Annotated in this window: 24 protein-coding genes; 9 read left to right on the top strand and 15 right to left on the bottom strand. The window is 40.3% G+C overall.

Going from position 1 to position 23,851, the window contains the following annotated elements:
* From EAL87_RS01175 to recA, 3 genes are read right to left on the bottom strand one after another with little or no spacing between them, the layout of a single operon-like run.
* Positions 1-276, bottom strand: coding sequence for a hypothetical protein (locus EAL87_RS01175; RefSeq protein ID WP_120912638.1), 276 nt, complete (start codon positions 274-276; stop codon positions 1-3).
* Positions 269-1,549 carry a phosphopyruvate hydratase gene (gene eno / locus EAL87_RS01170; RefSeq protein WP_120912637.1) on the bottom strand — a complete coding sequence of 427 codons (1,281 nt, stop codon included), beginning with the start codon at positions 1,547-1,549 and terminating at the stop codon, positions 269-271. The genes EAL87_RS01175 and eno overlap by 8 nt, the downstream gene beginning before the upstream one ends.
* An 11-nt stretch (positions 1,550-1,560) precedes the next feature.
* Positions 1,561-2,604, bottom strand: coding sequence for a recombinase RecA (gene recA, locus EAL87_RS01165; protein ID WP_000963114.1), 1,044 nt, complete (start codon positions 2,602-2,604; stop codon positions 1,561-1,563).
* Positions 2,605-2,702: 98 nt separating this feature from the next.
* Between recA and EAL87_RS01160 the strand changes: the two genes are divergently transcribed.
* Entirely contained in the window at positions 2,703-3,566 is an 864-nt protein-coding gene (locus EAL87_RS01160; protein ID WP_120912636.1) for a menaquinone biosynthesis family protein, read from the top strand.
* Here the strand turns inward: EAL87_RS01160 and EAL87_RS01155 are convergent.
* The 8 genes from EAL87_RS01155 to ccoN all read right to left on the bottom strand — a co-directional run bounded on the left by EAL87_RS01155 (position 3,563) and on the right by ccoN (position 9,203).
* Entirely contained in the window at positions 3,563-4,330 is a 768-nt protein-coding gene (locus EAL87_RS01155) for a hypothetical protein (RefSeq protein WP_120912635.1), read from the bottom strand. The genes EAL87_RS01160 and EAL87_RS01155 overlap by 4 nt on opposite strands.
* An 88-nt stretch (positions 4,331-4,418) precedes the next feature.
* Positions 4,419-5,000, bottom strand: a complete 582-nt coding sequence (locus tag EAL87_RS01150) for a hypothetical protein (RefSeq protein ID WP_120912634.1) — start codon at positions 4,998-5,000, stop codon at positions 4,419-4,421.
* Positions 5,001-5,012: 12 nt separating this feature from the next.
* A complete protein-coding gene (locus tag EAL87_RS01145; protein WP_120912633.1) occupies positions 5,013-5,600 on the bottom strand; it encodes a hypothetical protein in 588 nt (195 codons plus the stop codon).
* 100 nt (positions 5,601-5,700) lie between these two features.
* Positions 5,701-5,907 carry a DUF4006 family protein gene (locus EAL87_RS01140; RefSeq protein ID WP_120894463.1) on the bottom strand — a complete coding sequence of 69 codons (207 nt, stop codon included), beginning with the start codon at positions 5,905-5,907 and terminating at the stop codon, positions 5,701-5,703.
* Between the two features lie 10 nt (positions 5,908-5,917).
* On the bottom strand, positions 5,918-6,796 hold the full coding sequence (gene ccoP, locus EAL87_RS01135) for a cytochrome-c oxidase, cbb3-type subunit III (RefSeq protein ID WP_120912632.1): 879 nt from the start codon (positions 6,794-6,796) through the stop codon (positions 5,918-5,920).
* A gap of 1 nt (position 6,797) precedes the next feature.
* The gene (locus tag EAL87_RS01130) at positions 6,798-7,016 is read right to left on the bottom strand and encodes a cytochrome c oxidase, cbb3-type, CcoQ subunit (protein ID WP_001862885.1); all 219 of its coding nucleotides are present in this window, start codon (positions 7,014-7,016) and stop codon (positions 6,798-6,800) included.
* Positions 7,017-7,026: 10 nt separating this feature from the next.
* A complete protein-coding gene (ccoO, locus tag EAL87_RS01125; protein WP_021187531.1) occupies positions 7,027-7,725 on the bottom strand; it encodes a cytochrome-c oxidase, cbb3-type subunit II in 699 nt (232 codons plus the stop codon).
* Positions 7,726-7,736: 11 nt separating this feature from the next.
* On the bottom strand, positions 7,737-9,203 hold the full coding sequence (gene ccoN, locus EAL87_RS01120) for a cytochrome-c oxidase, cbb3-type subunit I (protein ID WP_120912631.1): 1,467 nt from the start codon (positions 9,201-9,203) through the stop codon (positions 7,737-7,739).
* Positions 9,204-9,372: 169 nt separating this feature from the next.
* Between ccoN and EAL87_RS01115 the strand changes: the two genes are divergently transcribed.
* Together EAL87_RS01115 and EAL87_RS01110 are read left to right on the top strand one after the other, a co-directional pair.
* Positions 9,373-10,821 (top strand): DASS family sodium-coupled anion symporter, encoded by a 1,449-nt coding sequence (locus EAL87_RS01115; protein WP_120912630.1) that lies wholly within the window; start codon positions 9,373-9,375, stop codon positions 10,819-10,821.
* A complete protein-coding gene (locus EAL87_RS01110) occupies positions 10,822-11,808 on the top strand; it encodes an adenine-specific DNA glycosylase (protein WP_120912629.1) in 987 nt (328 codons plus the stop codon).
* 23 nt (positions 11,809-11,831) lie between these two features.
* Here the strand turns inward: EAL87_RS01110 and EAL87_RS01105 are convergent, their stop codons facing one another.
* Complete coding sequence (locus tag EAL87_RS01105) at positions 11,832-13,487, bottom strand: L-lactate permease (protein WP_120912628.1); 1,656 nt, start codon at positions 13,485-13,487, stop codon at positions 11,832-11,834.
* Positions 13,488-13,544: 57 nt separating this feature from the next.
* The gene (locus tag EAL87_RS01100) at positions 13,545-15,194 is read right to left on the bottom strand and encodes an L-lactate permease (protein WP_120912627.1); all 1,650 of its coding nucleotides are present in this window, start codon (positions 15,192-15,194) and stop codon (positions 13,545-13,547) included.
* A gap of 221 nt (positions 15,195-15,415) precedes the next feature.
* On the opposite strand from EAL87_RS01100, the gene EAL87_RS01095 reads away from it, so the two are divergent.
* Genes EAL87_RS01095 through EAL87_RS01080 form a run of 4 tightly spaced genes read left to right on the top strand, consistent with a single transcriptional unit; the run spans position 15,416 to position 18,714 of the window.
* Entirely contained in the window at positions 15,416-16,144 is a 729-nt protein-coding gene (locus tag EAL87_RS01095; RefSeq protein WP_000867258.1) for a (Fe-S)-binding protein, read from the top strand.
* Between the two features lie 28 nt (positions 16,145-16,172).
* The gene (locus EAL87_RS01090) at positions 16,173-17,618 is read left to right on the top strand and encodes a LutB/LldF family L-lactate oxidation iron-sulfur protein (RefSeq protein ID WP_120912626.1); all 1,446 of its coding nucleotides are present in this window, start codon (positions 16,173-16,175) and stop codon (positions 17,616-17,618) included.
* Positions 17,611-18,246, top strand: a complete 636-nt coding sequence (locus EAL87_RS01085; RefSeq protein WP_120912625.1) for a LutC/YkgG family protein — start codon at positions 17,611-17,613, stop codon at positions 18,244-18,246. Before EAL87_RS01090 ends, EAL87_RS01085 begins: the two co-directional genes overlap by 8 nt.
* 9 nt (positions 18,247-18,255) lie before the next feature.
* On the top strand, positions 18,256-18,714 hold the full coding sequence (locus EAL87_RS01080; protein ID WP_000412952.1) for a peroxiredoxin: 459 nt from the start codon (positions 18,256-18,258) through the stop codon (positions 18,712-18,714).
* A 231-nt stretch (positions 18,715-18,945) separates the two neighbouring features.
* Here the strand turns inward: EAL87_RS01080 and EAL87_RS08325 are convergent, their stop codons facing one another.
* Both EAL87_RS08325 and EAL87_RS01070 read right to left on the bottom strand, forming a co-directional pair.
* On the bottom strand, positions 18,946-19,080 hold the full coding sequence (locus tag EAL87_RS08325; RefSeq protein ID WP_001222814.1) for an HP0135 family lipoprotein: 135 nt from the start codon (positions 19,078-19,080) through the stop codon (positions 18,946-18,948).
* Positions 19,081-19,341: 261 nt separating this feature from the next.
* On the bottom strand, positions 19,342-20,691 hold the full coding sequence (locus EAL87_RS01070) for a class II 3-deoxy-7-phosphoheptulonate synthase (RefSeq protein WP_120912624.1): 1,350 nt from the start codon (positions 20,689-20,691) through the stop codon (positions 19,342-19,344).
* Between the two features lie 180 nt (positions 20,692-20,871).
* Between EAL87_RS01070 and EAL87_RS01065 the strand changes: the two genes are divergently transcribed.
* Together EAL87_RS01065 and EAL87_RS01060 are read left to right on the top strand one after the other, a co-directional pair.
* Positions 20,872-22,113, top strand: a complete 1,242-nt coding sequence (locus EAL87_RS01065; protein WP_120912623.1) for a serine/threonine transporter — start codon at positions 20,872-20,874, stop codon at positions 22,111-22,113.
* Positions 22,113-23,480: an L-serine ammonia-lyase gene (locus EAL87_RS01060; RefSeq protein ID WP_120912622.1), complete on the top strand. Its 1,368-nt coding sequence runs from the start codon at positions 22,113-22,115 to the stop codon at positions 23,478-23,480. The genes EAL87_RS01065 and EAL87_RS01060 overlap by 1 nt, the downstream gene beginning before the upstream one ends.
* The last annotated feature ends 371 nt before the right edge of the window (positions 23,481-23,851 follow it).

The following is a 23,851-nucleotide window of genomic DNA, read 5'->3' as shown; positions in this document are numbered from 1 at the left end:
CTAATCTCTAGGCTGCAATTCCCTCAACTCAAACAAACGCTTTTGCAAGCGCACGTTCTTGCTTTGCAATTCGGTGATTTCTTGTTGCAAGCGTTCATGCTTGTCTCTTAAATCCAAATAAACCTCTAAAGAAGAGCCCCCAAAAAGCAACTTCCCTAAATAATACCCAAATCCAAGCAGTAACAGGAAAAAGACAATAAGGGAGCTATGGCTATAGAAAAAGTCTCGCGCTTTGTTGCTTTTGATTGCATCGTTTTCAAAAAGGCCACTAGCCATGCTTAAACAACTCTTTACCGATATAAATCCCCCCTTTTAATTCATGCTCAATCTCTAAAAGGCGGTTGTATTTAGCGATCCTTTCACTCCTTGCGGTGGATCCGGTTTTGATTTCTCCTGTATTCAATGCGACTGCAAAATCAGCGATAAAGCTGTCCTCACTCTCCCCGCTTCTATGGCTCATCACGCATTGATAGGCATGGTGTTTGGCTAATCTTATGGTCTCTAAAGTCTCGCTAATGGTGCCGATTTGATTGGGTTTGATCAAAATCGCGTTCGCAATGTTTTTTTCAATGCCTTTTTGTAAAATACTCGCGTTCGTTACAAACAAATCATCGCCCACTAACTGGATTTGACGCCCTAATTCCTTGCTTAAAAACGCCCAACCCTCCCAATCGTCTTCACTCAAACCATCTTCAATGGATACAATCGGGTATTTTGCCACCAATTCTTTATAATAAGCCACCAATTCATGCGAATCTAAAATCTTATTTTCACCCTTTAAATGGTAATTGAAACATTCATCCACCAATTCGCTGCTCGCTACATCTAAAGCGAGCGCGATTTCTTCGCCTAATTTATAGCCGGCTTTTTCAATGGCTTGAGAAATGGCTTCAAGGGGTTCTATATTGTTGTTAAAATTAGGCGCAAAACCCCCCTCATCACCCACGCTTGTGAGCTGATTCTTTCCATCTAAAAGCTTTTTAAGCGTGTGATAGACTTCCGCGCTCGCTCTTAAGGCTTCTTTAAAACTTTCAAACCCTAAAGGCATGATCATGTATTCTTGAAAGTCTATGGAATTATTCGCATGCGTTCCGCCGTTGATGATATTGAGCATCGGCACAGGCAAAGTCAGAGCGTTAGTCCCCCCTAAATAGCGGTATAACGGCAGATTTAAAGCCTTCGCGCTAGCCCTTGCTAACGCCATAGAAACGCCCAAAACAGCGTTCGCCCCTAAATTAGCGTAATTAGGCGTGCCGTCTAAAGCCCTTAACCTCTCATCCACAAAGGCTTGATTGATCGCTTCAAGCCCGATTAAATGGTGTTTGATCACGCTATTGACATTTTCGCATGCCCTTAAAACCCCTTTACCCAAAAAACGGGTTTTGTCATTATCCCTTAATTCTAACGCTTCTCTTTTACCGGTGCTCGCCCCGCTAGGCACAATCGCGCTCGCCTTAGTGTTATCGCTCAAAACCACGCTGGCTTGAATGGTAGGATTGCCCCTACTATCCATCACTTCTAAAGCATGGATATCTTTAATAGTCAGCATCAAAATCCTTTTTATTCCATTTCTTCTAAAGGCTCATCGGGTAAGGGCATGATCTCTTCATTAGAGCCAATACTCTCTTTAATCTTAAGAGTGATTTCATTCGCTAGGGCTTTATCTTCTTTCAATAAGGCTTTAGCGTTTTCCCTACCTTGCCCTAGCTTTTTATCCTGGTAGCTAAGCCACGCCCCACTCTTATCCACGATGTCTAATTTCACGCCATAATCAATGATTTCGCCCTCTTTAGAAATCCCTTCCCCAAACATGATGTCAAATTCCGCTTCTCTAAAGGGCGGAGCGACTTTATTTTTAACCACTTTGGCTTTAGCCCTGTTGCCGATATGCTGTTCGTTTTGTTTTAAAGCGGCGATTCTTCTAATATCAATCCTAACGCTCGCATAGAATTTTAAGGCATTACCCCCGGTTGTGGTCTCGGGACTCCCATAACCTGTCATGCCAATCTTCATTCTGATTTGATTGATAAAAATGAGAGTAGTGTTCATCTTGTGCAAAACACCGGTGATTTTCCTTAACGCATGGCTCATAAGCCTTGCTTGCAAGCCCACATGCTGATCGCCCATATCCCCATCAATCTCCGCTTTAGGCGTAAGGGCCGCCACGGAATCCACCACCACTAAATCAATCCCTCCGCTTCTGGTGATCGTTTCTAAAATCTCTAAAGCTTCTTCGCCTGTGCTTGGTTGGGAAACGAGTAGATTTTCCGTATCCACGCCCAATCTCTTAGCATAATACACATCTAGGGCATGCTCAGCGTCAATGAACGCGCACACGCCGCCATTTTTTTGGCATTCTGCAATAATATGCAAGCTTAAAGTGGTCTTCCCGCTTGACTCTGGCCCATAAATTTCAATGATCCTGCCCTTTGGAACGCCCCCAATCCCTAAAGCCAGATCCAACCCTAACGAGCCTGTAGAAATAGCGTCAATCTTTTCTACTTGCTTATCCCCAAGGCGCACCAACGCCCCCTTACCAAAAACCTTATCAATTTGTTTGATCGCTAAAGAAATCGCTTTTTGTTTGTCTTCATCTATTGCCATTAAATTACCTTATTGAATTTGATTTGTTTATTCTATCAAATCCTAGCCTAAAATCTATTATAATAAAAGGACTTACCCTATCATAAAAGGATTTTACTTTGATTAGTGTCGCTCATAGCCCTGATGCTGATGATATTTTCATGTATTATGCGATTAAGTTTGGCTGGATAGATTGCCCCATTAAAAATAAAGCATTCCACAACATTGCCCTTGATATTGAAACCCTAAACCAAGAAGCCCTAAAAAACACTTATGATGTGAGCGCGATTAGCTTTGGGCTATACCCTAAAATTGCGAACGATTACGCCTTACTCCCCACAGCGACGAGCTTTGGGAATGGCTATGGGCCTAAATTAGTGAAAAAAAAGGGCGTAAAATTGAAAAAAGACTTTAGAGTCGCATTAAGTGGGGAGCATACCACCAACGCTCTCTTGTTTAAGATCTATTACAAACACGCGCGCATCGCTTACATGAATTTTTTAGACATTGAAAAAGCGGTTTTGGAAGAAAAAGTGCATGCAGGCGTATTGATCCATGAAAATATTTTGGATTTCCATGATGAATTAGAAGTGGAAAAAGAATTGTGGGATGTTTGGAAAGAACTCATTGAAGTGGATTTGCCCCTGCCTTTAGGGGGCATGGCGATTAGGCGCTCTATCCCCTTGTATCGCGCGATCTTGATTAAAAAGGCTTTGATTAAAGCGGTTGAAGCCGCTTTAAAACACCAAAATTTGCTCTCTGGCATGCTGTTAGAGCGCTCGCTCATTCGTGTCAATAAAGAGCGGTTACAAACTTATTTAAGCTTGTATGCGAATGAAACTTCAACGCGCTTAAGCGAGATTCAAATTCTCGCCATAGACAAGCTTTTTGAATTAGGCTATCAGCATGGGTTTTATGCCAGTTTGTTAAAGACTAAAGATTGCTTGCTCACTGATGAATATTTAAAATACCGCTTTTCTTAATCCAATTCTAATTTATGCATAAGCAAGTAACGGATCACCCCATACAATAAAAGGATTTTTAAAAAATCCACCCCCCATAAAAGATAGTATTGTTTTTCCTGTAATTCTTGTTGTTGCAAGAAATAATAAAATCCCTCATTGATGCTTAAACTAGAACTCATTAAGGGCAGTAACGAATTAAACGCTAATTCCAAAACAACCCCCACCAAAATGAATAACAGCCCTCCTAGTAAAAAACGCGCTTTTTTGATCCTAGCAGCGTTTAAAACGCTCAAAACAAATAAAAATTTCATTAAAACAAGCCCTAAAAACAGCGCAACGCCTATAGTTTTAGTGGGTTTTAACACAAAGGTTTTTAAAGCGGTGTGCAAGATGAATAACACGCTGGATTGTGCGTTAAAAAGAGAATAGCCCAAACGCACGCTCGCCACAAACCAGAACAAACTGAAGATAAAAAACACCATGGGGAGCAAGATTTTAGGGAGCAATAAAGACTCTAAACTAACGGGTAAAGAAAAGCTTAAAACCCCCCTTTTAGAAAAAAGCACGTTGAGGTTTTTGATCGCTCCCACACTGATTGCAATCAGTAAAAACGCCCCTAAGACAAAAAAGAGCGTGTAGCTTAGGGTGAGCATGGTCGTTTCTTCAACGCTTTGAGAGGAAAAACAAACCGCTAAAATAGTGAGCGTTATTAAAAAATTCCCCACAACAACATTCCCTACTTGCCCCAAGGCGTCATGTTTAAAAACTTTTAAAAAACCCATGACCTTATTATATCCTTTGGATAGAAAATTCGGGCTTTTTTAATGATTGAGTGCCAATAAAAAACGCTAAAGGCATTTTTTAAACGCGCTACTTTAAAAAAGCCAGTTGCTCCAAAATCAATTCTTCTTTATTTTTAAAAATGAATTTAAAAAGGATCTTATAGCGCCCCCTTTTATCGCTCTCTAACAAATCAAATTTTAAAGGTTCGCATGCAATCTTACAATCAAGCGTTCCTAATAATCTGGGCTGTGATGGGCTAGGGTAAAACGCTAAATACACTTGAATATTTGGCGCATCTAAAGCGGGTTTGAGTGGTTGCAATTGCGCATAAAGCGTGTTGGATTTTTCCAAAATCAAAGCGTTTTTTAAAAGGTTTTCTTGGAGTTTTTTATCCCCATGCGTGCCTTTAGAAAAATAGGGCAAAATGGGGGTTTTAGGGCTTTTAATAAGGGGTTTTAAACCCACTAAAAAACGATAATTAGACTTAAAATTTTCATAAGTTTTAAGCATAGCGTTAAAGTTTAAATCCACTTCGTTATGCCCTTTGAAATACACTAAATCGTTTTTAGGCGAATTTTTTAGGGCAAACACCACCAAAAACACCACGATCCCAAGCCCAAGAATGAGCACGCTCATGATCCCTAAAGGCCAAAAGTTTTTTTCTTTCATTGATTTTCCCTCTTAAGATTTTTTAAAAAAATAAAGCCCTAAAAACGCGCCCAAAAGCGTCAATAACAAAATATAAATGACCACCTTTACAAAAGTTACTCCCTTAGGAGCGTTAAAATTTTGCGTGATATTCACACGATATTTTTCCGCTAAAGCATCTACTGCGACCGAATAGCCGTTAATGAGCATGGCTGAAATCCTTTGGGGCGTGTATTCTTTAGCGTTTGTGGGGAGTAAGGGAGCGATTTTTTCAAAAAAGATTTTATCAGTGTCTAACAAATCTTTAGGGTTAGCCACTAATTCTATTTTTTGAGCGTCATGGTAAAAAAAGAATACCACAAAAGGGGGTTTGAGCTGTTTTAAAAAGCCCTCTTGATACTTTTGGCGTTCATTTTTGAGTGCCAAAGCGATAGGATTTTTTTCAAAATCCGTCATATCAATCGCAAAACGCACGCCTGTTTTAAGATAAAGCTCTTTAGAAACGCCCTCCACAAACACAACGCTTTTTTCTACCAAACGCCCTTTAGCGTTATTAAAAACATAGGACTCATTAGCCCCCAAACAACAAACAAAGGCTATTACAAGCCATAAGATCCTCATGTGCTAAACAAAAACAAGTTAGGCACAAAAGAAATAACAATTGTCATTAAAATGGTCGCTACTACCATTAATGCTAAGATTTTTTCTAAAGTCGTGAATTTCATTTTTTACTCCCTTGATTGACTAATTCATAATTAGCGTGGTTTTGGGTGCTTTTTGTCTCTAAAGCGTTAATATCCTTATAGCGGTAATAATTGGTGGCTTGCTCTTTTTGGATATGGATCGCTTTGAGTGCAAAAAAAACGGCTACACACAATAAGATAACCACAATCAGTAAATTCCCTGCTAATCCGTTTAAAAATTTCATCTCTTTTCCTTTAATCTTCTAAGGGTTTTAGCGATTGGATAAATTCGGCTAACGCTTTAACTTGCAAATCGCTAAAGTTTTTATACTTGAATGATGGCATATGCCCTATATTGCCCTTTTTGCCATGCGTTAAGATATTTCTCAAAAAATTCTCTGTGCCGTAAGTGGTTAAATCGGCCGCAAACACTTGATTTTCTTGCAAGCCCTTACCATCATTGCCATGACAGCCTGTGCAACCCATGCTTTCAAACAATTCCTTGCCTTTATCAATGAGTTGAGGGTTTTTTGTCTTTTTAACGCTAGAAAGTTCTGCCATCACATAGCTTGCGATCGCTTTAGCGTCTTTTTCGTCCAATTCCATAGCGGGCATTTCCCCAGCGAGATAATCCATGCCCTTAGAGCCATGCTTAATGGTATCCATAATGCCCTCTTCTTTGCCCCAACGCACCAGATTTTGAGCGCTCCCATGCAAGCCCTCAGCGGTGATGCCATGGCATTGCGAACAATGGACTAAAAAGATGCCTTGCCCCATATCCACTAATTCCTTTTGACCCAAATGCTTCCATTTGGCTTCAAATTTTTGGTTGTGCGCTTTAACCTCTTCATTGTATTGCCCGATTTGAGAAAAGCTGTTCAGAGGGTAGCCAAAGAAAAAATACCAAAAAGCCCACACAATCGTGCACATAAAGCTTGCGATCCAACCCACAGGCACATTATTGGCGAACTCCCCTATCCCATCAAACAAATGCCCATTATCCATAAGCTCCCCCTGGGATTTGCTGTCGCGCATTTCTTTAATGAGCGAGCTGGATTCATAGATGGTTAAAACTAAAATCACAAGCGCTGCAATCAAGCCAAAAACATTTATATGGTCGTTTAAAAAATCCATTTCAACTTTCCTTTATGCCATTATCATGAACTTTTTTATGGCGTGGTTCAATCAACTCGTCTTCTAAAGCATCGTTTAACGCTAAATATCCGTATCGCTCATAATCCATAATGCCTTTTTTTTGCTTTCTATACATGCTAAAAATATAAGCATACAAAAAGAGCGTAAAAAGAATGGTAAAAAACGCATACGCAAAACCTCTCAAACTTTCTAAATCCATCACTCACCCCTTATTTAGCGTTTTGATTAGCGTTGATCCTGGAATTACCCAAGCTGTTGAGATAAGCGATCAAAGCCACAATTTCTAACACTTCGCCTCTCTCAATCGCTTCTAGCACTCGCTTGTCTTTCATGTCCGCTGTGATTTTTTTAGCTTCTTCTAAATAGGCTTTTTTCGCTTCTTCTACATTCCCTAATTTCACGCCGTTTTCTGTGTCATAAGGCACGCCAAAAACCTTTTTTTGCGTCAAGGCTTCTGCATAAGCGGTGTCAAAATCGCTCTTTTTTATGAATAAATGCTTATAGGCGGGCATGATGCTGTGAGGCACGACGCTTTTAGGATCAAACATATGCTTTTCATGCCAATCGGTTGTGCGGTAATCCCCCACCCTGTGCAAATCAGGGCCAATCCTTTTAGAACCCCACAAAAATGGCCTATCATACGCATATTCCCCACTCAAACTATACGCGCCATATCGATCCACCTCAGCTTGGAAAGGGCGAATGAGTTGGGAATGGCAATGATAGCAACCTTCTTGGATATAAATTTGCCTCCCTGCTGTCTCTAAAACCGTATAAGGCCGTAAGCCTTCAATCGGGCGAGCGGATTTGAAGAAGTTGGGCAAAATCTCCACCAAGCCTGCAATCGCAAACACAAAAATAAACGCAAGAGTGAAAAAGAACGGGTTTTTTTCTAAAAAACTAAACATTTTCAACCCCTTTATCGAGACATAGGCGTGGCGTAATTGGGCTCACGCTCTAATTTTTTGCCTGCCGTGATTGTCATAAAAATATTGTAAGCAAAAATAATAAATCCGGTAAAATACATAAGACCCCCAACGCCTCTAATATTGTAATAAGGGATTAGCACCTTAACCGTGTCAATGAATTGGTAAGTGAGATTCCCATACTGATCCACATCCCTCCACATCATCCCTTGCGTGATCCCTGCAATCCACATGGACGAAAAGTAAAGCACAATCCCTAAAGTCATGATCCAAAATTGGAAATCCACAAGCCTGCCTGAATAAATCTCTCTTTTGAAAAGCCTAGGCGTCATGTGATACATGCTCGCAATCAAAGTGAAGCCTACCCAACCAAGCACGCCGTCATGCACATGCCCTATAATCCAATCGGTAAAATGCGCTAAAGCATTCACGCTCTTAATGGCTTGAATAGAGCCTTCTAAAGTGGAAAGCATGTAGAAAGTTGAAGCTAAAACTAAGAATTTAATCAAAGGGCTTTCTTTGAGCTGGTGCCACTGGCCCCTCATCGTTAAAAGCATGTTAATAGCTGTCCCCCACGAAGGCAAGATCAACACCACTGAAAACACGCTAGAAAGGGTTTGCACCCAATCAGGCACGGTGGAATAAATCAAATGGTGTCCGCCCGCCCAAATATAAACAAACATCAAGCTCCAAAAGGAAAATAAAGTGAGTTTGTAAGAAAAGATAGGCTGACCGCTCTCTTTAGGCAAGAAATAATAAATCGTGCCAATCACCCCACTCGTAAAGACAAAAGCGACCGCATTATGCCCCCACCACCATTGAATGAGCGCATCATTACTGCCTGAATACATAGAAATAGAATGCCAAACACTCCCCATATCAGCGACAAAATAGGTGGGGACAGAAAGGTTATTGAAAATATACATCACCGCTATGCCCACATAAGTAGCGATGTAATACCATAAAGACACGTAAATGGTATTCTCTCTCCTAACGCTCATGCTCCCAAACATATTAACCCCCCATAGCACCCATGCCACAACCACAATAATATCTAAAGGCCACATCAATTCGGCGTATTCTTTAGATTGAGTAAGACCAGCAAACAAGCTAATAACCCCTAGAATTAGAAGAATAATCCAAAGCCAAAAATGCAATAACCCTACAATTTTCAAAAAGGGGTGTTGGTGGTAAGTGATTTTAAGCACCCTTTGACCAATATAATACCAACTCGCCCAAATCCCTCCAAGAGTGAAACCATAGATCACTGCATTCGTGTGTAAAGGGCGTAAGCGGCCAAAAACGCCATACTCCCCTGCAATGTAATTCAAGTTAGGGAAAGACAATTCAAAGGCTAGCACAATCCCTATTAACATGCCTATTATCCCAAAGGCAACCATCGCATAAAGAAACAATTTGCTAATGGAATAATCATAACTCAAAGGCACATTTTCTTGCATGCAATACTCCTATTTGTAGTAAATTCAACAAAGATAAACATGATTATAAAATTTTATCTTTTTCAAAAAGCTTAATTTTTAATCTTTTTCTGTAACATTGTAATAACTTAATTCCATTTGAATGACATTTTTAAGCCAAACTGCTACTATCTTTGGCTAAAGGCTGAACATGATTAAACAAACCCTCACCATTCTTGCCCCTTTTTTTATCGCAACGCTGTTGTATTTTTTAGGTGCACCGGATGGGTTAAACCCTAACGCATGGCTTTATTTTTGCATTTTCATAGGCATGATTATAGGGCTAGTTTTAGAGCCGGTGCCATCAGGTTTGATAGCGTTGAGCGCGTTGGTGTTGTGTATAGCGTTAAAAATTGGAGCGAGTAGTGAAGTAGCGAGCGCCAATAAGGCCATTTCGTGGGGTTTGAGCGGGTATGCGAATAAAACGGTGTGGCTTGTGTTTGTCGCTTTTATTTTGGGTTTAGGGTATGAAAAAAGCTTGTTAGGGAAACGGATCGCTCTTTTGCTCATTAGGTTTTTAGGGCAAACCCCTTTAGGTTTAGGCTATGCGATTGGTTTGAGCGAATTGTGTCTAGCCCCCTTTATCCCTAGCAACTCCGCTAGAAGTGGGGGCATACTCTATCCCATCGTTTCATCTATCCCGCCTTTAATGGGATCCACTCCAAATAATAACCCTGACAAAATCGGCGCGTATTTGATGTGGGTCGCTTTGGCTTCAACTTGCATCACTTCGTCCATGTTTTTAACCGCGCTCGCTCCTAACCCCCTAGCAATGGAAATCGCTACCAAAATGGGGGTGAATGAAATCTCATGGTTTTCGTGGTTTTTAGCGTTCTTGCCTTGTGGGGTGCTTTTGATCTTACTCGTGCCTTTATTGGCGTATAAAACCTGCAAACCCACCTTAAAAGGCTCAAAAGAAGTGAGTTTGTGGGCTAAAAAAGAATTAGAGGGCATGGGGAGGTTTTCTTTAAAAGAAATTTTAATGCTCAGCCTCACTTTATTGGCTTTACTGGGTTGGATTTTTGGCAAACCTTTAGGCTTGCATGCGAGCGCGACGGCTTTGATTGTCATGGTTTTAATGGCGTTTTGCAAGATTGTAAGCTATGAAGACATCATTAAAAACAAGAGTGCGTTCAATATTTTTTTATTGCTTGGATCACTGCTCACGATGGCTGACGGGCTTAAAAATGTAGGGTTTTTAAATTTTATCGGCAATGCGGCTAAAAATTTTTTAGAGCATGCCAACTTGGATCCGTTAATAGCGGTATTGTTTATTGTAGCCCTCTTTTATTTGTCGCATTATTTTTTCGCTAGCATCACCGCCCATGTGAGCGCGTTATTTGCGCTTTTTGTAGGGATTGGTTCGCATATTCAAGGGGTCAATTTGCAAGAATTGAGCTTGTTTTTAATGCTTTCTTTAGGGATTATGGGGATTTTAACGCCCTATGGCACAGGCCCATCCACCATTTATTACGGGAGCGGGTATATTCCAAGCAAGGATTTTTGGAAATTAGGGTTTATTTTTGGTTTTGTGTATTTAATCGTGTTTTTAAGCGTGTGCACACCTTGGGTCAAATTCATCGCTTATAGGTGGTTGTAGCTGGAAACTTTACACAACGCCCTTTTAAAATGGTATGAAGAATTCGGGCGCAAAGGTTTACCCTTTAGGAATTTAAAGGGCATTAACGCTCCTTATGAAGTCTATATCAGCGAAGTGATGAGCCAACAAACCCAAATCAACACGGTGGTTGAGCGTTTTTATTTCCCTTTTTTAAAAGCCTTCCCCACTTTAAAAGACTTAGCGAACGCTCAATTAGAGGAGGTTTTATTGCTTTGGAGAGGGCTTGGTTATTATTCAAGGGCTAAAAATTTAAAAAAAAGCGCTGAAATTTGTGCTAAAGAACATAACTCACAATTACCCAATGACTATCAAAGCCTGTTAAAACTCCCTGGGATTGGTACATACACAGCTAATGCGATCTTATGTTTTGGCTTTAGAGAAAAGAGCGCATGCGTGGATGCTAATATCAAGCGCGTGCTTTTAAGGCTTTTTGGATTAGATCCTAATATCCACGCTAAAGACTTACAAATTAAAGCGAATGACTTTCTCAATCCTAATGAAAGCTTTAATCATAACCAAGCCCTAATTGATCTAGGGGCTTTAATCTGCTCCCCTAAACCCAAATGCGCAATTTGCCCTTTAAACCCTTGTTGTTTAGGTAAAAACCACCCAGAAAAACACACGCTTAAGAAAAAACAAGAAATCATTCAAGAAGAGCGTTATTTGGGCGTTGTGATTAAAAATAACCAAATCGCTTTAGAAAAAATAGAGCAAAAACTCTATTTTGGGATGCACCATTTCCCTAATTTAAAAGAAAATTTAGAATGCAAACTCCCCTTTTTAGGCACCATCAAACACAGCCACACTAAATTCAAGCTCCATTTAAACCTCTATCTCGCTGCGATAAAAGATTTAAAAAACCCCGTTCGTTTTTATAGCCTTAAAGACTTAGAAACCTTACCCATAAGCTCTATGACGCTTAAAATCTTGCATTTTTTAAAACAAAAAAATTTATTTGGGGGTTAAACCCTGCCAAATCCAAAATGACTCTACTTTATCGCAGGCACCACTTCAGGGATCAAATACGCAATCGCGCTGATCACGACTCCCATGATCGCTACAAAAATAAGCGAGTATTTAACCGTGAATTTGAACAAATCGCTCTCTTTCCCGGCTAATCCCACCGCTGCGCAAGCGATAGCGATGCTTTGAGGGCTTATCATTTTGCCCAAAGTCCCACCCACGGTATTAGCCGTTAGGGTTAAAACCTCAGGGAGGTGCAATCGTTGGGCGGTGAGTTGCTGTAAAGAGCCAAATAAAAGGTTAGAACTCGTATCGCTTCCGGTTAAAAACACGCCTACCCATCCGATCAAGGGCGAGAAAAAAGTAAAAGCCAAACCCGTATGCGTGAGCGCTAAGGCTAGAGTGGAAGAAATCCCGCTGTAATTAGACACATAGGCAAAGCTTAAGACTAGACCAATGGTAAGAATGGGGTAGCGCATTTCTTTCAAGGTTTCGCCAAAAACGCTCACTGCATCGCTCACTCGCACCCTTAAAACAAGCATGCTAACAAGAGCGGCCAAAAAAATGGAAGTGCCAACCGTGTTGATTAAGAAAAATTTAAACACCACCGGAAAACTCACGCTTTGATTGGCTTCCACAAAAGGCGGGCTTTTAAAGATGTGGTTACTGATGTTATTAAACTCAAAATAAAAATTAGAAAAAGCCAACAAGCCGTCTTTTTCAAATAAAGCCTTAAAAAAAGGCTGTATCCATAACACAATGACTAAAACCAAGATCACAAAAGGGGACCAAGCGACATAAACCTTACAAATATGATGGTTACTTTTAGTGAATGAAGCCGCTTTGCCATCGCTTCTAAAAATCACTTTAGGCTGCCAGAATTTCAAAAAGAGCGCTGTTGCAACGAGTGAAACAAGGGCTGAAATGATGCCGGGCAATTCTGGCCCTAAGTAATTAGAGCTTAAAAATTGCGCGCCAGCGAAAGAAAAAGCCGCGATAAAAACGGCCGGAAAAGTTTCTTTAATCCCCTTAAGGCCATCCATTAAAAACACAATGAAAAACGGCACTAACAGGCTCACAAAAAAGAGAATTTTACCCGTCATGGCTGAAATTAAAATCGCTGGCACCCCTACCGCACTCGCCATCGCGCTTATAGGGATACCCACCGCGCCAAAAGCCACAGGAGCGGTATTAGCGATCAAACACAACCCAGCAGAATATAAAGGGCTTAACCCCAACCCCACTAAAATCGCTGCGGTAATGGCAATAGGCCCTCCAAAGCCGATCGCCCCTTCTAAAAACGATCCAAAACAAAAGCCAATCAAAATCACTAAAATCCGGTGATCTAAAGTGATGGACTGAATGCTTTCTTTTAAGATTTCAAAATAGCCGGATTTAACGCTGAGCTTGTATAAAAAAATCGCTGCAATGATGATCCAAGCGATCGGCCATAAGCCATAGAGGAAGCCATAAAGAAAGCTTGAACCTACCATGCTAACAGGCATTTTATACACTAAAACCGCAATAACGGCTGACAGGGCCACGCTCAAAAAAGCCGCTGTATAACCTTTGAATTTGAACACGATTAAAGATAAGAAAAACAATAAGATCGGCAATAAGGCTACAAGAGCGCTCAGCCAAATATTACCCAAAGGGTCATAAATTTGATGAAATTCTAGCACTAAAAAATCCCTTTTTAAAAATATTCTCTTAGCGCTAGATCTCTTTAAAAAACCCCCTTATTTAGGAATGATGGGGATAATAAAGGGGAAGACATAAGCAATAAGAGTGAAGACAATCCCCATGATGATTGCCAAAGCGATGGAGTATTTTACTGTAAATCTGAACAATTCGCTCTCTTTCCCCACTAACCCCACCGCCGCGCAAGCGATAGCGATACTTTGAGGGCTTATCATTTTACCCACAACGCCCCCTGAAGTGTTTGCCGCTAAGAAAAGCACTTCAGGCAAGCCAAGCTGTGTAGCAATGAGCATTTGCAAAGAGCCAAATAAAAGGTTAGAGCTTGTATCGCTTCCGGTTAAAAACACCCCAAGCCAGCCTACAACAGGCGAAAAGAAAGTGAAAACATGCCCAGTATCCGCTAGCGCTAAAGCGAGCGTGGCGCTCATGCCGCTATAATTAGCCACATACGCAAACGCTAAAACCACGCCAATGGTTAAAATCGGCAAACGCATTTCTTTTAAAGTGGCCCCAAACACCCCTATCGCATCGCTGATTTTCACGCGCAACAAAAACACGCTTAAAAGAGCGGCTAAAAAAATGGAAGTGCCTGTCGTTAAGATTAAAGGGAATTTGAACACGACAGGAAAATTGGTCGCTTCAGTAACAATGGGAACGGTTTTAAAAATCTTTTGACTGATAGAATTAAATTCAAACGCAAAGCTAGAAAACGCCAACGCCCCGCCTTCTTTAAAGAGCGCTTTAAACCAGGGTTGCGTCCATATAATAATCGTAATCGTGAGCAACACAAAAGGCATCCACGCCACAACCACCTTACAAATATGGTGTTTTTCTGTGCTGATCGTGGGTTCTTTGCCATTGCTGGTGAAAATGCGTTTGGGCTGCCAGAATTTTAAAAACAAAGTGGTAGAAATCAATGACACTAAAGCTGAAATAATATCCGGAAGCTGCGGCCCTAGATAATTAGAGCTTAAAAATTGCACGATAGCGAAGCTAAACCCGGTAACGGCCACTGCAGGAAAAGTTTCTCTAATCCCTCTAAAACCATCCATTAAAAACACGATGAAAAAAGGAATACCAATGGAAAAAATGGGTAACACTCTGCCCACCATTTGAGAAATCTCTAACTCAGGGATACCCACCACGCTAGCCATTGCCGTAATAGGGATACCCACCGCGCCAAAAGCTACAGGAGCGGTGTTAGCGATTAAGCACAACCCGGCAGCGTATAAGGGGTTTAGCCCAAGGCCGACTAAAATCGCTGCTGTGATCGCTACCGGGCCTCCAAAACCAATCGCACCTTCTAAGAACGAGCCAAAACAAAAGCCAATCAAGATCACTAAAATGCGATGATCCGGTGTCAAGCTTAAAATGCTTTCTTTTAAAATCTCAAAATACCCGGACTTCACTGAAAGGTTGTAAAGAAAAATCGCAGCGATCACAATCCAAGCGATCGGCCACAAGCCATAAAGGAAGCCATAGAAAAAACTCGCGCTCACCATTTGAGCGGGCATTTTATACACAAATAACGCAATAAGGATTGAAAGCGCTAAGCTTAAAAACCCAGCGCTATACCCTTTAAGTTTAAAAACAATAAGAGAAATAAAAAAGAGTGCAATAGGCGAAAGTGCGACTAAAGCGCTCAGCCAAATATGGCCTAATGGGTCATAGACTTGATAAAATTCCATCAATTTTCCTTGAATAATTAAAAGTATTTTTTTATCTTACTTAAAAGAAAAAACTAATTTTAAGTAGCATTTAATATTAAGTCAAATTCAACAGGCTTGTGGTTTATTTTAGTAACAATGTTTGAGCGAGTGGGTTGATCAACCTGTGTTTCACAATTTTACTAATTTTGAGTATTATACTATGTTTGAAACTCTTAATTTGGAATTTTAAGGAGCATTCTTTGAAAGTCAATTTCTTTGCTACTTGTCTAGGAGCAGCCATATACAGCAACGCATCGCTTAACGCTATCAAATTACTCCGTAAGGAAAATTTGGAAGTGGTTTTTAAAAAAGACCAGACCTGTTGCGGCCAGCCAAGCTACAATTCAGGGTATTATGAAGAAACAAAAAAAGTCGTTTTATACAATATCAAACTTTATTCCAACAACGACTACCCTATTATCTTGCCTAGCGGTTCATGCACAGGGATGATGCGGCATGATTATTTGGAATTGTTTGAAGGGCATGCGGAATTTAACATGGTTAAAGATTTTTGCTCTAGGGTGTATGAATTGAGCGAGTTTTTGGATAAAAAATTGCAAGTCAAATATGAAGATAAGGGCGAACCTCTTAAAATCACATGGCATTCTAATTGCCATGCCTTAAGAGTAGCTAAAGTGATTGACTCGGCGAAAAATCTCATCAGACAGCTTAAAAACGTGGAACTCATTGAATTGGAAAAAGAAGAAGAATGCTGCGGGTTTGGGGGGACTTTTTCGGTTAAAGAGCCTGAAATTTCAGCGGTTATGGTCAAAGAAAAGATTAAAGACATAGAAAGCCGTCAAGTGGATGTGATTGTTTCAGCGGATGCGGGATGTTTGATGAATATCAGCACCGCTATGCAAAAAATGGGCTCTCTAACAAAACCCATGCATTTTTATGACTTTTTAGCCTCAAGGCTTGGGCTTTAATATTAAAGAATTGTTTTAAGGAATGATCATGGAAAAATATCATAGCGACCAAGAATACGAAGAAATCATCACCGATCAATTAGGCGATATGCAATTAAGGGAAAATTTGCGTTCTGCAATGGATACCTTACGCATTAATCGCAAAAATCTCCTTAAAAATCGTTACAGCGAGTGGGAAAATTTAAGAGAATTAGGCAAAGAAGTCAAGCTTAAGATTTTATCCAGGCTTGATGAGTATTTGGAATTGTTTGAAAAAAACGCCACCAAAAACGGCTTTAAAATCCATTACGCTAAAGACGGCGATGAAGCCAATGAAATCATTTACAACCTCGCTAAAGAAAAGAATATCAAGCGTATTTTAAAGCAAAAATCCATGGCGAGCGAAGAAATTGGCTTGAACCATTACTTGAAAGAAAAGGGCATTCAAGCGCAAGAAACGGATTTGGGCGAATTGATTATCCAGCTCATTAATGAACACCCTGTGCATATTGTCGTGCCAGCCATCCATAAAAACCGCAAACAAATCGGTAAGATTTTTGAAGAAAAACTCAACGCCGCTTATGAAGAAGAGCCTGAAAAGCTTAATGCGATTGCTAGAAAGTACATGCGCAAAGAATTTGAAAGCTTTAAAATGGGGATTAGTGGGGTTAATTTCGCTATCGCTAATGAGGGGGCGGTTTGGTTAGTGGAAAATGAAGGCAATGGCAGGATGAGCACCACCGCATGCGATGTGCATGTCGCAATTTGTGGGATTGAAAAATTAGTAGAAAGCTTTGATGATGCAGCGATTTTAAACAATTTGCTCGCTCCAAGTGCTGTGGGTGTGCCGATCACTTGCTATCAAAACATTATCACAGGCCCTAGAAAAGAGGGCGATTTAGACGGTCCTAAAGAAGCCCACATCATTTTATTAGACAACAACCGCTCTAATATTTTGGCTGATGAAAAGTATTATCGCGCTCTTTCATGCATCCGTTGCGGGACTTGTTTGAACCACTGCCCTGTGTATGATAAAATCGGTGGGCATGCTTATCTTTCTACTTATCCTGGCCCTATAGGCGTGGTGGTATCCCCCCAACTCTTTGGCTTGAATAATTACGGGCATATCCCTAATTTATGCAGTCTTTGCGGGCGTTGCACTGAAGTATGCCCCGTAGAAATCCCTTTAGCCGAACTCATTAGAGATTTACGATCGGATAAAGTGGGCGAGGGCAGGGGTGTGGTCAAGGGGGCTAAAAGCACCCAACACAGCGGGATGGAAAAATTCTCTATGAAAATGTTTGCCAAAATGGCAAGCGATGGGGCTAAGTGGCGTTTCCAATTGAAAATGGCTCAATTTTTCTCGCCTTTAGGCAAGCTTTTAGCACCTATACTGCCTTTAGTCAAAGAGTGGGCGAGTGTTAGGACCTTACCCAATATGGACACGAGCTTGCATGCCAAAGTCCAACACTTAGAAGGGGTGATTTATGAGTAAAGAGCTTATTTTAAAGCGCATTAAAGAAGCCAGAGCCAAGCATGCCATTCAAGGAGCAAACCCTATTTATAGAAATATCATTAAAGTGGAGTTTGAAGACTTGGTGGAAGAATACAAGCATTTCCAGGTGTTGAATAAAGCTGAAGTCATTGAAAGCGCTAAAGAAAATTTAGAGCAAGCAATCTTAAAGGCTTTAGAAAATTTTAAAAGCAAAAAAGTCTTACACTCTACAGATTTAAATTTGAATTTTGAAGCGTTTAAGGATTTTACTTTACAGCCTTATGATAAAGAAATTGAAGCGATGCGTGAAGAGTTGTTTGAGATTGATACGGCTTTATTGCATGGGGTTTGTGGGATTTCAAGCTTGGGCATGATTGGGGCGGTTTCTTCGCATGCAAGCCCACGGTTGCTTTCGCTCATCACCCTTAATTGCATCATCTTATTGAAAAAAGAATCCATTGTGCGCAATTTGAGCGAAGGCGTGCAAGCTTTAAAAAATCAAGGCCAAAACGGCGCATTACCCACAAACATGCTCCTTATTGGCGGGCCTAGCCGGACAGCTGATATTGAATTAAAAACCGTTTTTGGGGTGCATGGGCCTCAAAAAGTCGCTGTCATTCTCTATTAAAGGATAAGAATGGAAAAATTAGAAGTAGGGCAATTAGCCCCTGATTTCAGGTTGAAAAACAGCGATGGCGTAGAAATTTCTTTAAAAGATTTGCTCCATAAAAAAGTGGTGCTGTATTTCTACCCTAAAGACAACACCCCCGGATGCACTCTAGAAGCCAAAGATTTTAGCGCTCTGTTTAGTGAATTTGAAAAGAAAAACGCTGTTGTCGTAGGCGTAAGCCCTGATAACGCGCAATCGCATCAAAAATTTATCAGCCAATGCTCTTTGAATGTGATTTTGCTCTGCGATGAAGATAAAAAAGCCGCCAATCTTTACAAAGCTTATGGCAAACGCATGCTTTATGGGAAGGAGCATTTGGGGATTATCCGCTCCACTTTCATTATCAACACGCAAGGTGTTTTAGAAAAATGCTTCTACAATGTCAAAGCCAAAGGCCATGCTCAAAAGGTTTTAGAGAGTTTGTAGTTTAACTCTCAAGCTTTCGCCCGTTTTAATTTTAAGCTTTTTAGCTACTCTCTCACTTTTAAAAACTTGTTTTTTAAACTTCGTTTGATAATAAACTTCATAAGGGATAGGGAGTGTTTTGAAACCATTCCCCCTTAATAGCCCCTAAGATCGCTTTACAAAAAACTATCACCCGCTAGCTTTTTTATTGTATTTATTTTAAAAAATGCCTTTGAGTATTTTTACAATTTTCTATTTTTGTTCAGGTTGCCAAATGGTTTTTTCTGAAGGGGTGCTATCGGCCTCGTTTTGTAAAATTTGTTTTTTAGTTTCATGGCAAGCCACAAACAATAACGCTAAAATTACAGCTAGAAAAGAAATTCTCATTCTAAACTCCTTTGAATAATATTAAAATGCTAACGATAATTATAAAGAAAAAGAGTTAAAAAAAGATTAATATTTAATTCGTTTTAATCAATACAAATAAGCCTTATTTAATTTTTAAAAAACTTGTTTTTCAAACTTTATTTTAAACTCATAAAGGGATAAGGGAATATTTTACGCTTTACAATACCCCCTTAACCCCCTAAACTTGCATTACAAGAAACTATCCACTCGCTTACACAGGCTTTTTGTGATTGATTCCAATCAAGCACATTGTTTTTTGAGCATGTCAGCGATTAAAAAAGCGAGTTCTAGGGCTTGAGTGGCGTTTAATCTTGGATCGCATTGCGTGTAGTAATGGCAGCTCAAACCCTCTTCGGTGATCGCTTGCGAGCCACCGATACATTCTGTAACATTCTCGCCTGTCATTTCCAAATGAACCCCTGAAGCCAAACTCCCTTCAGCCCTATGGATTTCAAAAAAGCTTTTCACCTCATCTAACACGCTATCAAAAGCCCTTGTTTTAACCCCCAAGCTGGTTTTAACCGTGTTGCCATGCATGGGATCAATGCTCCATAGAATATGGCGTTTTTCTTTCAACACCCCTTGTAAAAGTTTAGGCAAGCGCTCTTTAATCATCTTAGAACCCATGCGCACGATCAAATTCAAACGCCCCTTAATGTTGCGCGGGTTTAAAACATCGCACAATTCTAACACTTCGCTCACGCTCGCATTAGGCCCGATTTTCACGCCAATAGGGTTACAAACCCCCCTTAAAAACTCCACATGCGCGCCATTAGGATCTCTTGTCCTTTCGCCAATCCATAGCATGTGCGCGGAGCAATCATAAAACTGGTTAGTCAAACTATCCTTACGCACCAAAGGCTCTTCATAATGGAGCAGTAACGCTTCGTGGCTCGTGTAAAATTCCACTTCCCTAAGAATAGGCGTTTTTTCTATCTCCACCCCGCATGCTTGCATAAACCCTAAAGCTTGCGTGATCCGGTCAGCGATTTGCTGGTATTTTTGCCCAAAGTCGTTGTTTTTGACAAAATCCAAATTGAAACGATGCACTTGCTCCAAATTCGCTAACCCGCCTTGAGCAAAGGCTCTGATAAGGTTTAAAGTCGCTACGCTTTGATGGTAGGCTTTAAGCATTCTTTCAGGCTTTGGCTCTCTTTCTTTCTTGGAAATCCCGTTGATAATATCCCCCCTATAGCTTAGCACTTCTTCATCATCTAGTATTTCAGTCGCATTGGAGCGAGGCTTGGCAAATTGCCCGGCAATGCGACCCACTTTCACGATCGGTATAGAGCCAGCAAAAGTAAGCACAATCGCCATTTGCATCACCACTTTAAACATGTCTCTAATCCGATTAGCGCTAAATTGAGAAAACGACTCCGCGCAATCGCCCCCTTGCAACAAAAACGCCTTATTGTCAATGACTTGGGCTAAACGCTCTTGCAAGTTCCTCGCTTCGCCAGCAAACACTAAAGGAGGGTAAGAGTGTAATTCTTTTTTGACCCTTTCTAATTCTTGCTTATCTTTATAAGTGGGGTGTTGCTCTATCTTAAAAGAATGCCATGAAGTGGGCGACCAATTTGTGTTTGACATTTCTATAATCCTTTATTAATCTTTTTTTAAGCGTTATTATAGCTTGTGCGGGTTAAATCGTGGATTTTAGGGAATAAATGTGCACCCAAAACCACCCCTTAATCTCAAAAAACCCCAATCATAAAAAGCTTTATGCTACAATGAGAACTCTTTAACACGATAAAAGGGCGGTTTAATAGCATGGCACAAGAAAAAGCGGTTTCAAGCGATCTCAAAAAGATCAATGCGTTTGATTTGCGTTGGATGGCGTCCTTATTTGGCACGGCGGTGGGGGCTGGGATTTTATTTTTGCCTATTAGAGCCGGTGGGCATGGGGTATGGGCTATTGTGGTGATGAGCGCGATCATTTTCCCTTTAACTTATCTGGGGCATAGAGCTTTAGCTTATTTTATAGGATCTAAAGATAAAGAAGACATTACCATGGTCGTTCGCTCTCATTTTGGCACTCAATGGGGTTTTCTTATCACTTTGCTTTATTTCTTGGCGATTTATCCTATTTGCTTGGCTTATGGGGTGGGTATCACGAATGTGTTTGATCATTTTTTCACCAACCAGTTGCATTTAGCGCCTTTTCATCGGGGATTATTGGCTGTAGTGTTAGTTTCTTTAATGATGCTCGTAATGGTTTTTAACGCTACGATTGTTACGCGCATTTGTAACGCTTTAGTGTATCCTTTATGCTTGATTTTATTGCTTTTTTCTTTGTATCTTATCCCTTATTGGCAAGGCGCTAATCTTTTTGTGGTGCCGAGTTTTAAAGAATTTGTGTTGGCGATTTGGCTAACCTTACCGGTGCTTGTGTTTTCGTTCAACCATAGCCCTATCATTTCAACCTTCACTCAAAACGTGGAAAAAGAATACGGTGCTTTCAAAGAGTATAAACTCAATCAAATTGAATTAGGGACATCGCTGATGCTTTTAGGGTTTGTGATGTTTTTTGTGTTTTCTTGTGTCATGTGCTTGAATGCTGATGATTTTATGAAAGCAAGGGAACAAAACATCCCCATTTTAAGCTATTTTGCTAACACTTTAAACAACCCTTTAATCAATTATGCGGGGCCTGTGGTGGCTTTTTTAGCGATTTTTTCATCTTTTTTTGGGCATTATTATGGGGCTAAGGAGGGTTTAGAAGGCATTATCACTCAAAGTTTAAAATTGAAAAAATCTTCTAAAACCTTGAGCGTGAGCGTAACGATTTTTTTATGGCTGACTATCACGCTTGTGGCTTATATTAACCCTAATATCTTGGATTTTATTGAAAATTTAGGCGGCCCCATTATCGCGCTCATTCTGTTTGTGATGCCCATGATAGCGTTTTATAGCGTTTCTAGTTTGAAGCGTTTTAGAAACTTCAAAGTGGATATTTTTGTGTTTGTCTTTGGGAGCTTGACGGCTTTGAGCGTGTTTTTAGGACTATTTTAATGGCTAGTTTTTCTATTTTATCCATTTTTAAAATCGGCGTGGGGCCTAGCTCTTCACACACCATAGGGCCTATGGAAGCGGGGGCGAGATTTTGCGGGTTGTTAAAAGGCATTTTAGAGCAGGTTAAACGCGTTCAAATCACCTTGCATGGCTCATTGGCTTTAACCGGTAAAGGGCATTTGAGCGATGAGGCGGTTTTAATTGGCTTGCATGGCATTTATGCTAACGAATTAGATATAACAACCAAAAAAGCCTTATTGCATGAAGCGTTTGAAAACAAAGTTTTAAAACTCGCTAACCAGCATCATATCCCTTTTGATTATTCTAAAGATTTGATTTTTGACAACAAGCCTTTAACAAGACACCAAAACGCTCTCATTCTAAAAGCTTTTAACGCTAAAAATGAGATTTTAAAAGAAGAGACTTATTATTCTGTTGGTGGAGGGTTTGTCTATACCGAAAAAGAATTAGACAACTTGTCTAAAGAGAGTGAAAATGAAAGCGTCGCCTATGATTTTTCAAGCGCTAAGGAATTGCTAGAATTATGCCAAAAGCATCAAAAAAGCATCGCTGAAATCGTGCGTTTGAGAGAAAATGCCCTGAAAAACCACCCTGATGCAACGATGGCTAAAATTTATCATGCGATGCTTGAGTGTTATGATAATGGGGCTAATTCTAAAGAAATGTATCTGCCTGGTTTTTTGAAAGTAACACGATTAGCCCCAAGCGTTAAAATGCGTTTAGAAAAACACCCCAAAAATGGGAATGACCCCTTAGCGTTGATTGATTACATTTCGCTTTACGCTCGCGCCATTGCTGAAGAAAACGCTAGCGGGGGAAAGGTGGTAACCGCCCCCACTAACGGAGCGTGCGCGGTGGTGCCAAGCGTGCTTTTATACGCTAAAAACCATTTGTTTGAAAATTTATCGCAAAAGTCTATCAATGATTTTTTACTCACCAGCGCGGCGATTGGCTATCTTTACAAGAAAAACGCTTCCTTGAGCGGTGCAGAAGCGGGGTGTCAGGCTGAAATTGGCGTGGCAAGCTCTATGGCTGCGGGGGGGTTAGCCCATTTGTGCCAAGCGACCACGCAACAGGTTTTGATCGCTAGTGAAATCGCTATGGAGCACCATTTAGGATTGACATGCGATCCGGTGGGGGGCTTGGTGCAAATCCCTTGTATTGAACGCAATGTTTTAGGGGCAATTAAAGCGATCAGCGCTTCTAAACTGGCTTTAGAAGATGAATACAAGCCTAAAGTGAGCCTAGATGAAGTGATCGCTACGATGTATGCGACCGGAAAAGACATGGATGAAAAATACAAAGAGACCTCGTTAGGGGGGTTAGCCAAAACGCTAGAATGCTAAGGGTTAAGGTAATTTTAAGCTTTATGAGGCTTTAGGTTTCTAAAGAAAGTAAAAAGGTTTGTTTTTATCAAATATCAATAAGCCTTATCCGCTTTGATATTCTTAAAAAATTTTAAAAAATAGGGTTTTAAAACTTTGTTTCATCGTTTTTAAATTCCATTCAATAATAAAACTCATTAAGTTTATTTAAACTCATAAGAGGATAGGGCATTTTGAAATTATTCCCCTACAACCCCCTTTTTTAAAATCCCCTAAGAGCGCATCATGAAAAACGATCGCTTGCTTACACAAGCTTTTTTATTTTGATTGTAAAAATACTCAAAGGTATTTTTTAAATTTGATTACTAATATTCCATTAAAATAAAACCAAA

The organism is Helicobacter pylori, assembly GCF_003636935.1.
In the GTDB taxonomy this organism is placed as follows: Bacteria; Campylobacterota; Campylobacteria; order Campylobacterales; family Helicobacteraceae; genus Helicobacter; species Helicobacter pylori_CH.
The sequence above is the reverse complement of the archived record's forward strand: the minus strand, read 5'-3'. Positions and strand labels throughout refer to the sequence as shown.

What these genes read in the sequence shown, in the direction of transcription:
- EAL87_RS01145 (WP_120912633.1), bottom strand. Translation starts at nt 5,600, where the DNA reads ATGAGGATCTTATGGCTTGTAATAGCCTTTGTTTGTTGTTTGGGGGCT.
- EAL87_RS01115 (WP_120912630.1), top strand. Translation starts at nt 9,373, where the DNA reads ATGATTAAACAAACCCTCACCATTCTTGCCCCTTTTTTTATCGCAACG.
- EAL87_RS01155 (WP_120912635.1), bottom strand. Translation starts at nt 4,330, where the DNA reads ATGGGTTTTTTAAAAGTTTTTAAACATGACGCCTTGGGGCAAGTAGGG.
- recA (WP_000963114.1), bottom strand. Translation starts at nt 2,604, where the DNA reads ATGGCAATAGATGAAGACAAACAAAAAGCGATTTCTTTAGCGATCAAA.
- EAL87_RS08325 (WP_001222814.1), bottom strand. Translation starts at nt 19,080, where the DNA reads ATGAGAATTTCTTTTCTAGCTGTAATTTTAGCGTTATTGTTTGTGGCT.
- EAL87_RS01150 (WP_120912634.1), bottom strand. Translation starts at nt 5,000, where the DNA reads ATGAAAGAAAAAAACTTTTGGCCTTTAGGGATCATGAGCGTGCTCATT.
- ccoN (WP_120912631.1), bottom strand. Translation starts at nt 9,203, where the DNA reads ATGCAAGAAAATGTGCCTTTGAGTTATGATTATTCCATTAGCAAATTG.
- EAL87_RS01090 (WP_120912626.1), top strand. Translation starts at nt 16,173, where the DNA reads ATGGAAAAATATCATAGCGACCAAGAATACGAAGAAATCATCACCGAT.
- EAL87_RS01175 (WP_120912638.1), bottom strand. Translation starts at nt 276, where the DNA reads ATGGCTAGTGGCCTTTTTGAAAACGATGCAATCAAAAGCAACAAAGCG.
- EAL87_RS01100 (WP_120912627.1), bottom strand. Translation starts at nt 15,194, where the DNA reads ATGGAATTTTATCAAGTCTATGACCCATTAGGCCATATTTGGCTGAGC.
- EAL87_RS01065 (WP_120912623.1), top strand. Translation starts at nt 20,872, where the DNA reads ATGGCACAAGAAAAAGCGGTTTCAAGCGATCTCAAAAAGATCAATGCG.
- eno (WP_120912637.1), bottom strand. Translation starts at nt 1,549, where the DNA reads ATGCTGACTATTAAAGATATCCATGCTTTAGAAGTGATGGATAGTAGG.
- EAL87_RS01060 (WP_120912622.1), top strand. Translation starts at nt 22,113, where the DNA reads ATGGCTAGTTTTTCTATTTTATCCATTTTTAAAATCGGCGTGGGGCCT.
- EAL87_RS01080 (WP_000412952.1), top strand. Translation starts at nt 18,256, where the DNA reads ATGGAAAAATTAGAAGTAGGGCAATTAGCCCCTGATTTCAGGTTGAAA.
- EAL87_RS01085 (WP_120912625.1), top strand. Translation starts at nt 17,611, where the DNA reads ATGAGTAAAGAGCTTATTTTAAAGCGCATTAAAGAAGCCAGAGCCAAG.
- EAL87_RS01070 (WP_120912624.1), bottom strand. Translation starts at nt 20,691, where the DNA reads ATGTCAAACACAAATTGGTCGCCCACTTCATGGCATTCTTTTAAGATA.
- EAL87_RS01140 (WP_120894463.1), bottom strand. Translation starts at nt 5,907, where the DNA reads ATGAAATTTTTAAACGGATTAGCAGGGAATTTACTGATTGTGGTTATC.
- ccoP (WP_120912632.1), bottom strand. Translation starts at nt 6,796, where the DNA reads ATGGATTTTTTAAACGACCATATAAATGTTTTTGGCTTGATTGCAGCG.
- ccoO (WP_021187531.1), bottom strand. Translation starts at nt 7,725, where the DNA reads ATGTTTAGTTTTTTAGAAAAAAACCCGTTCTTTTTCACTCTTGCGTTT.
- EAL87_RS01130 (WP_001862885.1), bottom strand. Translation starts at nt 7,016, where the DNA reads ATGGATTTAGAAAGTTTGAGAGGTTTTGCGTATGCGTTTTTTACCATT.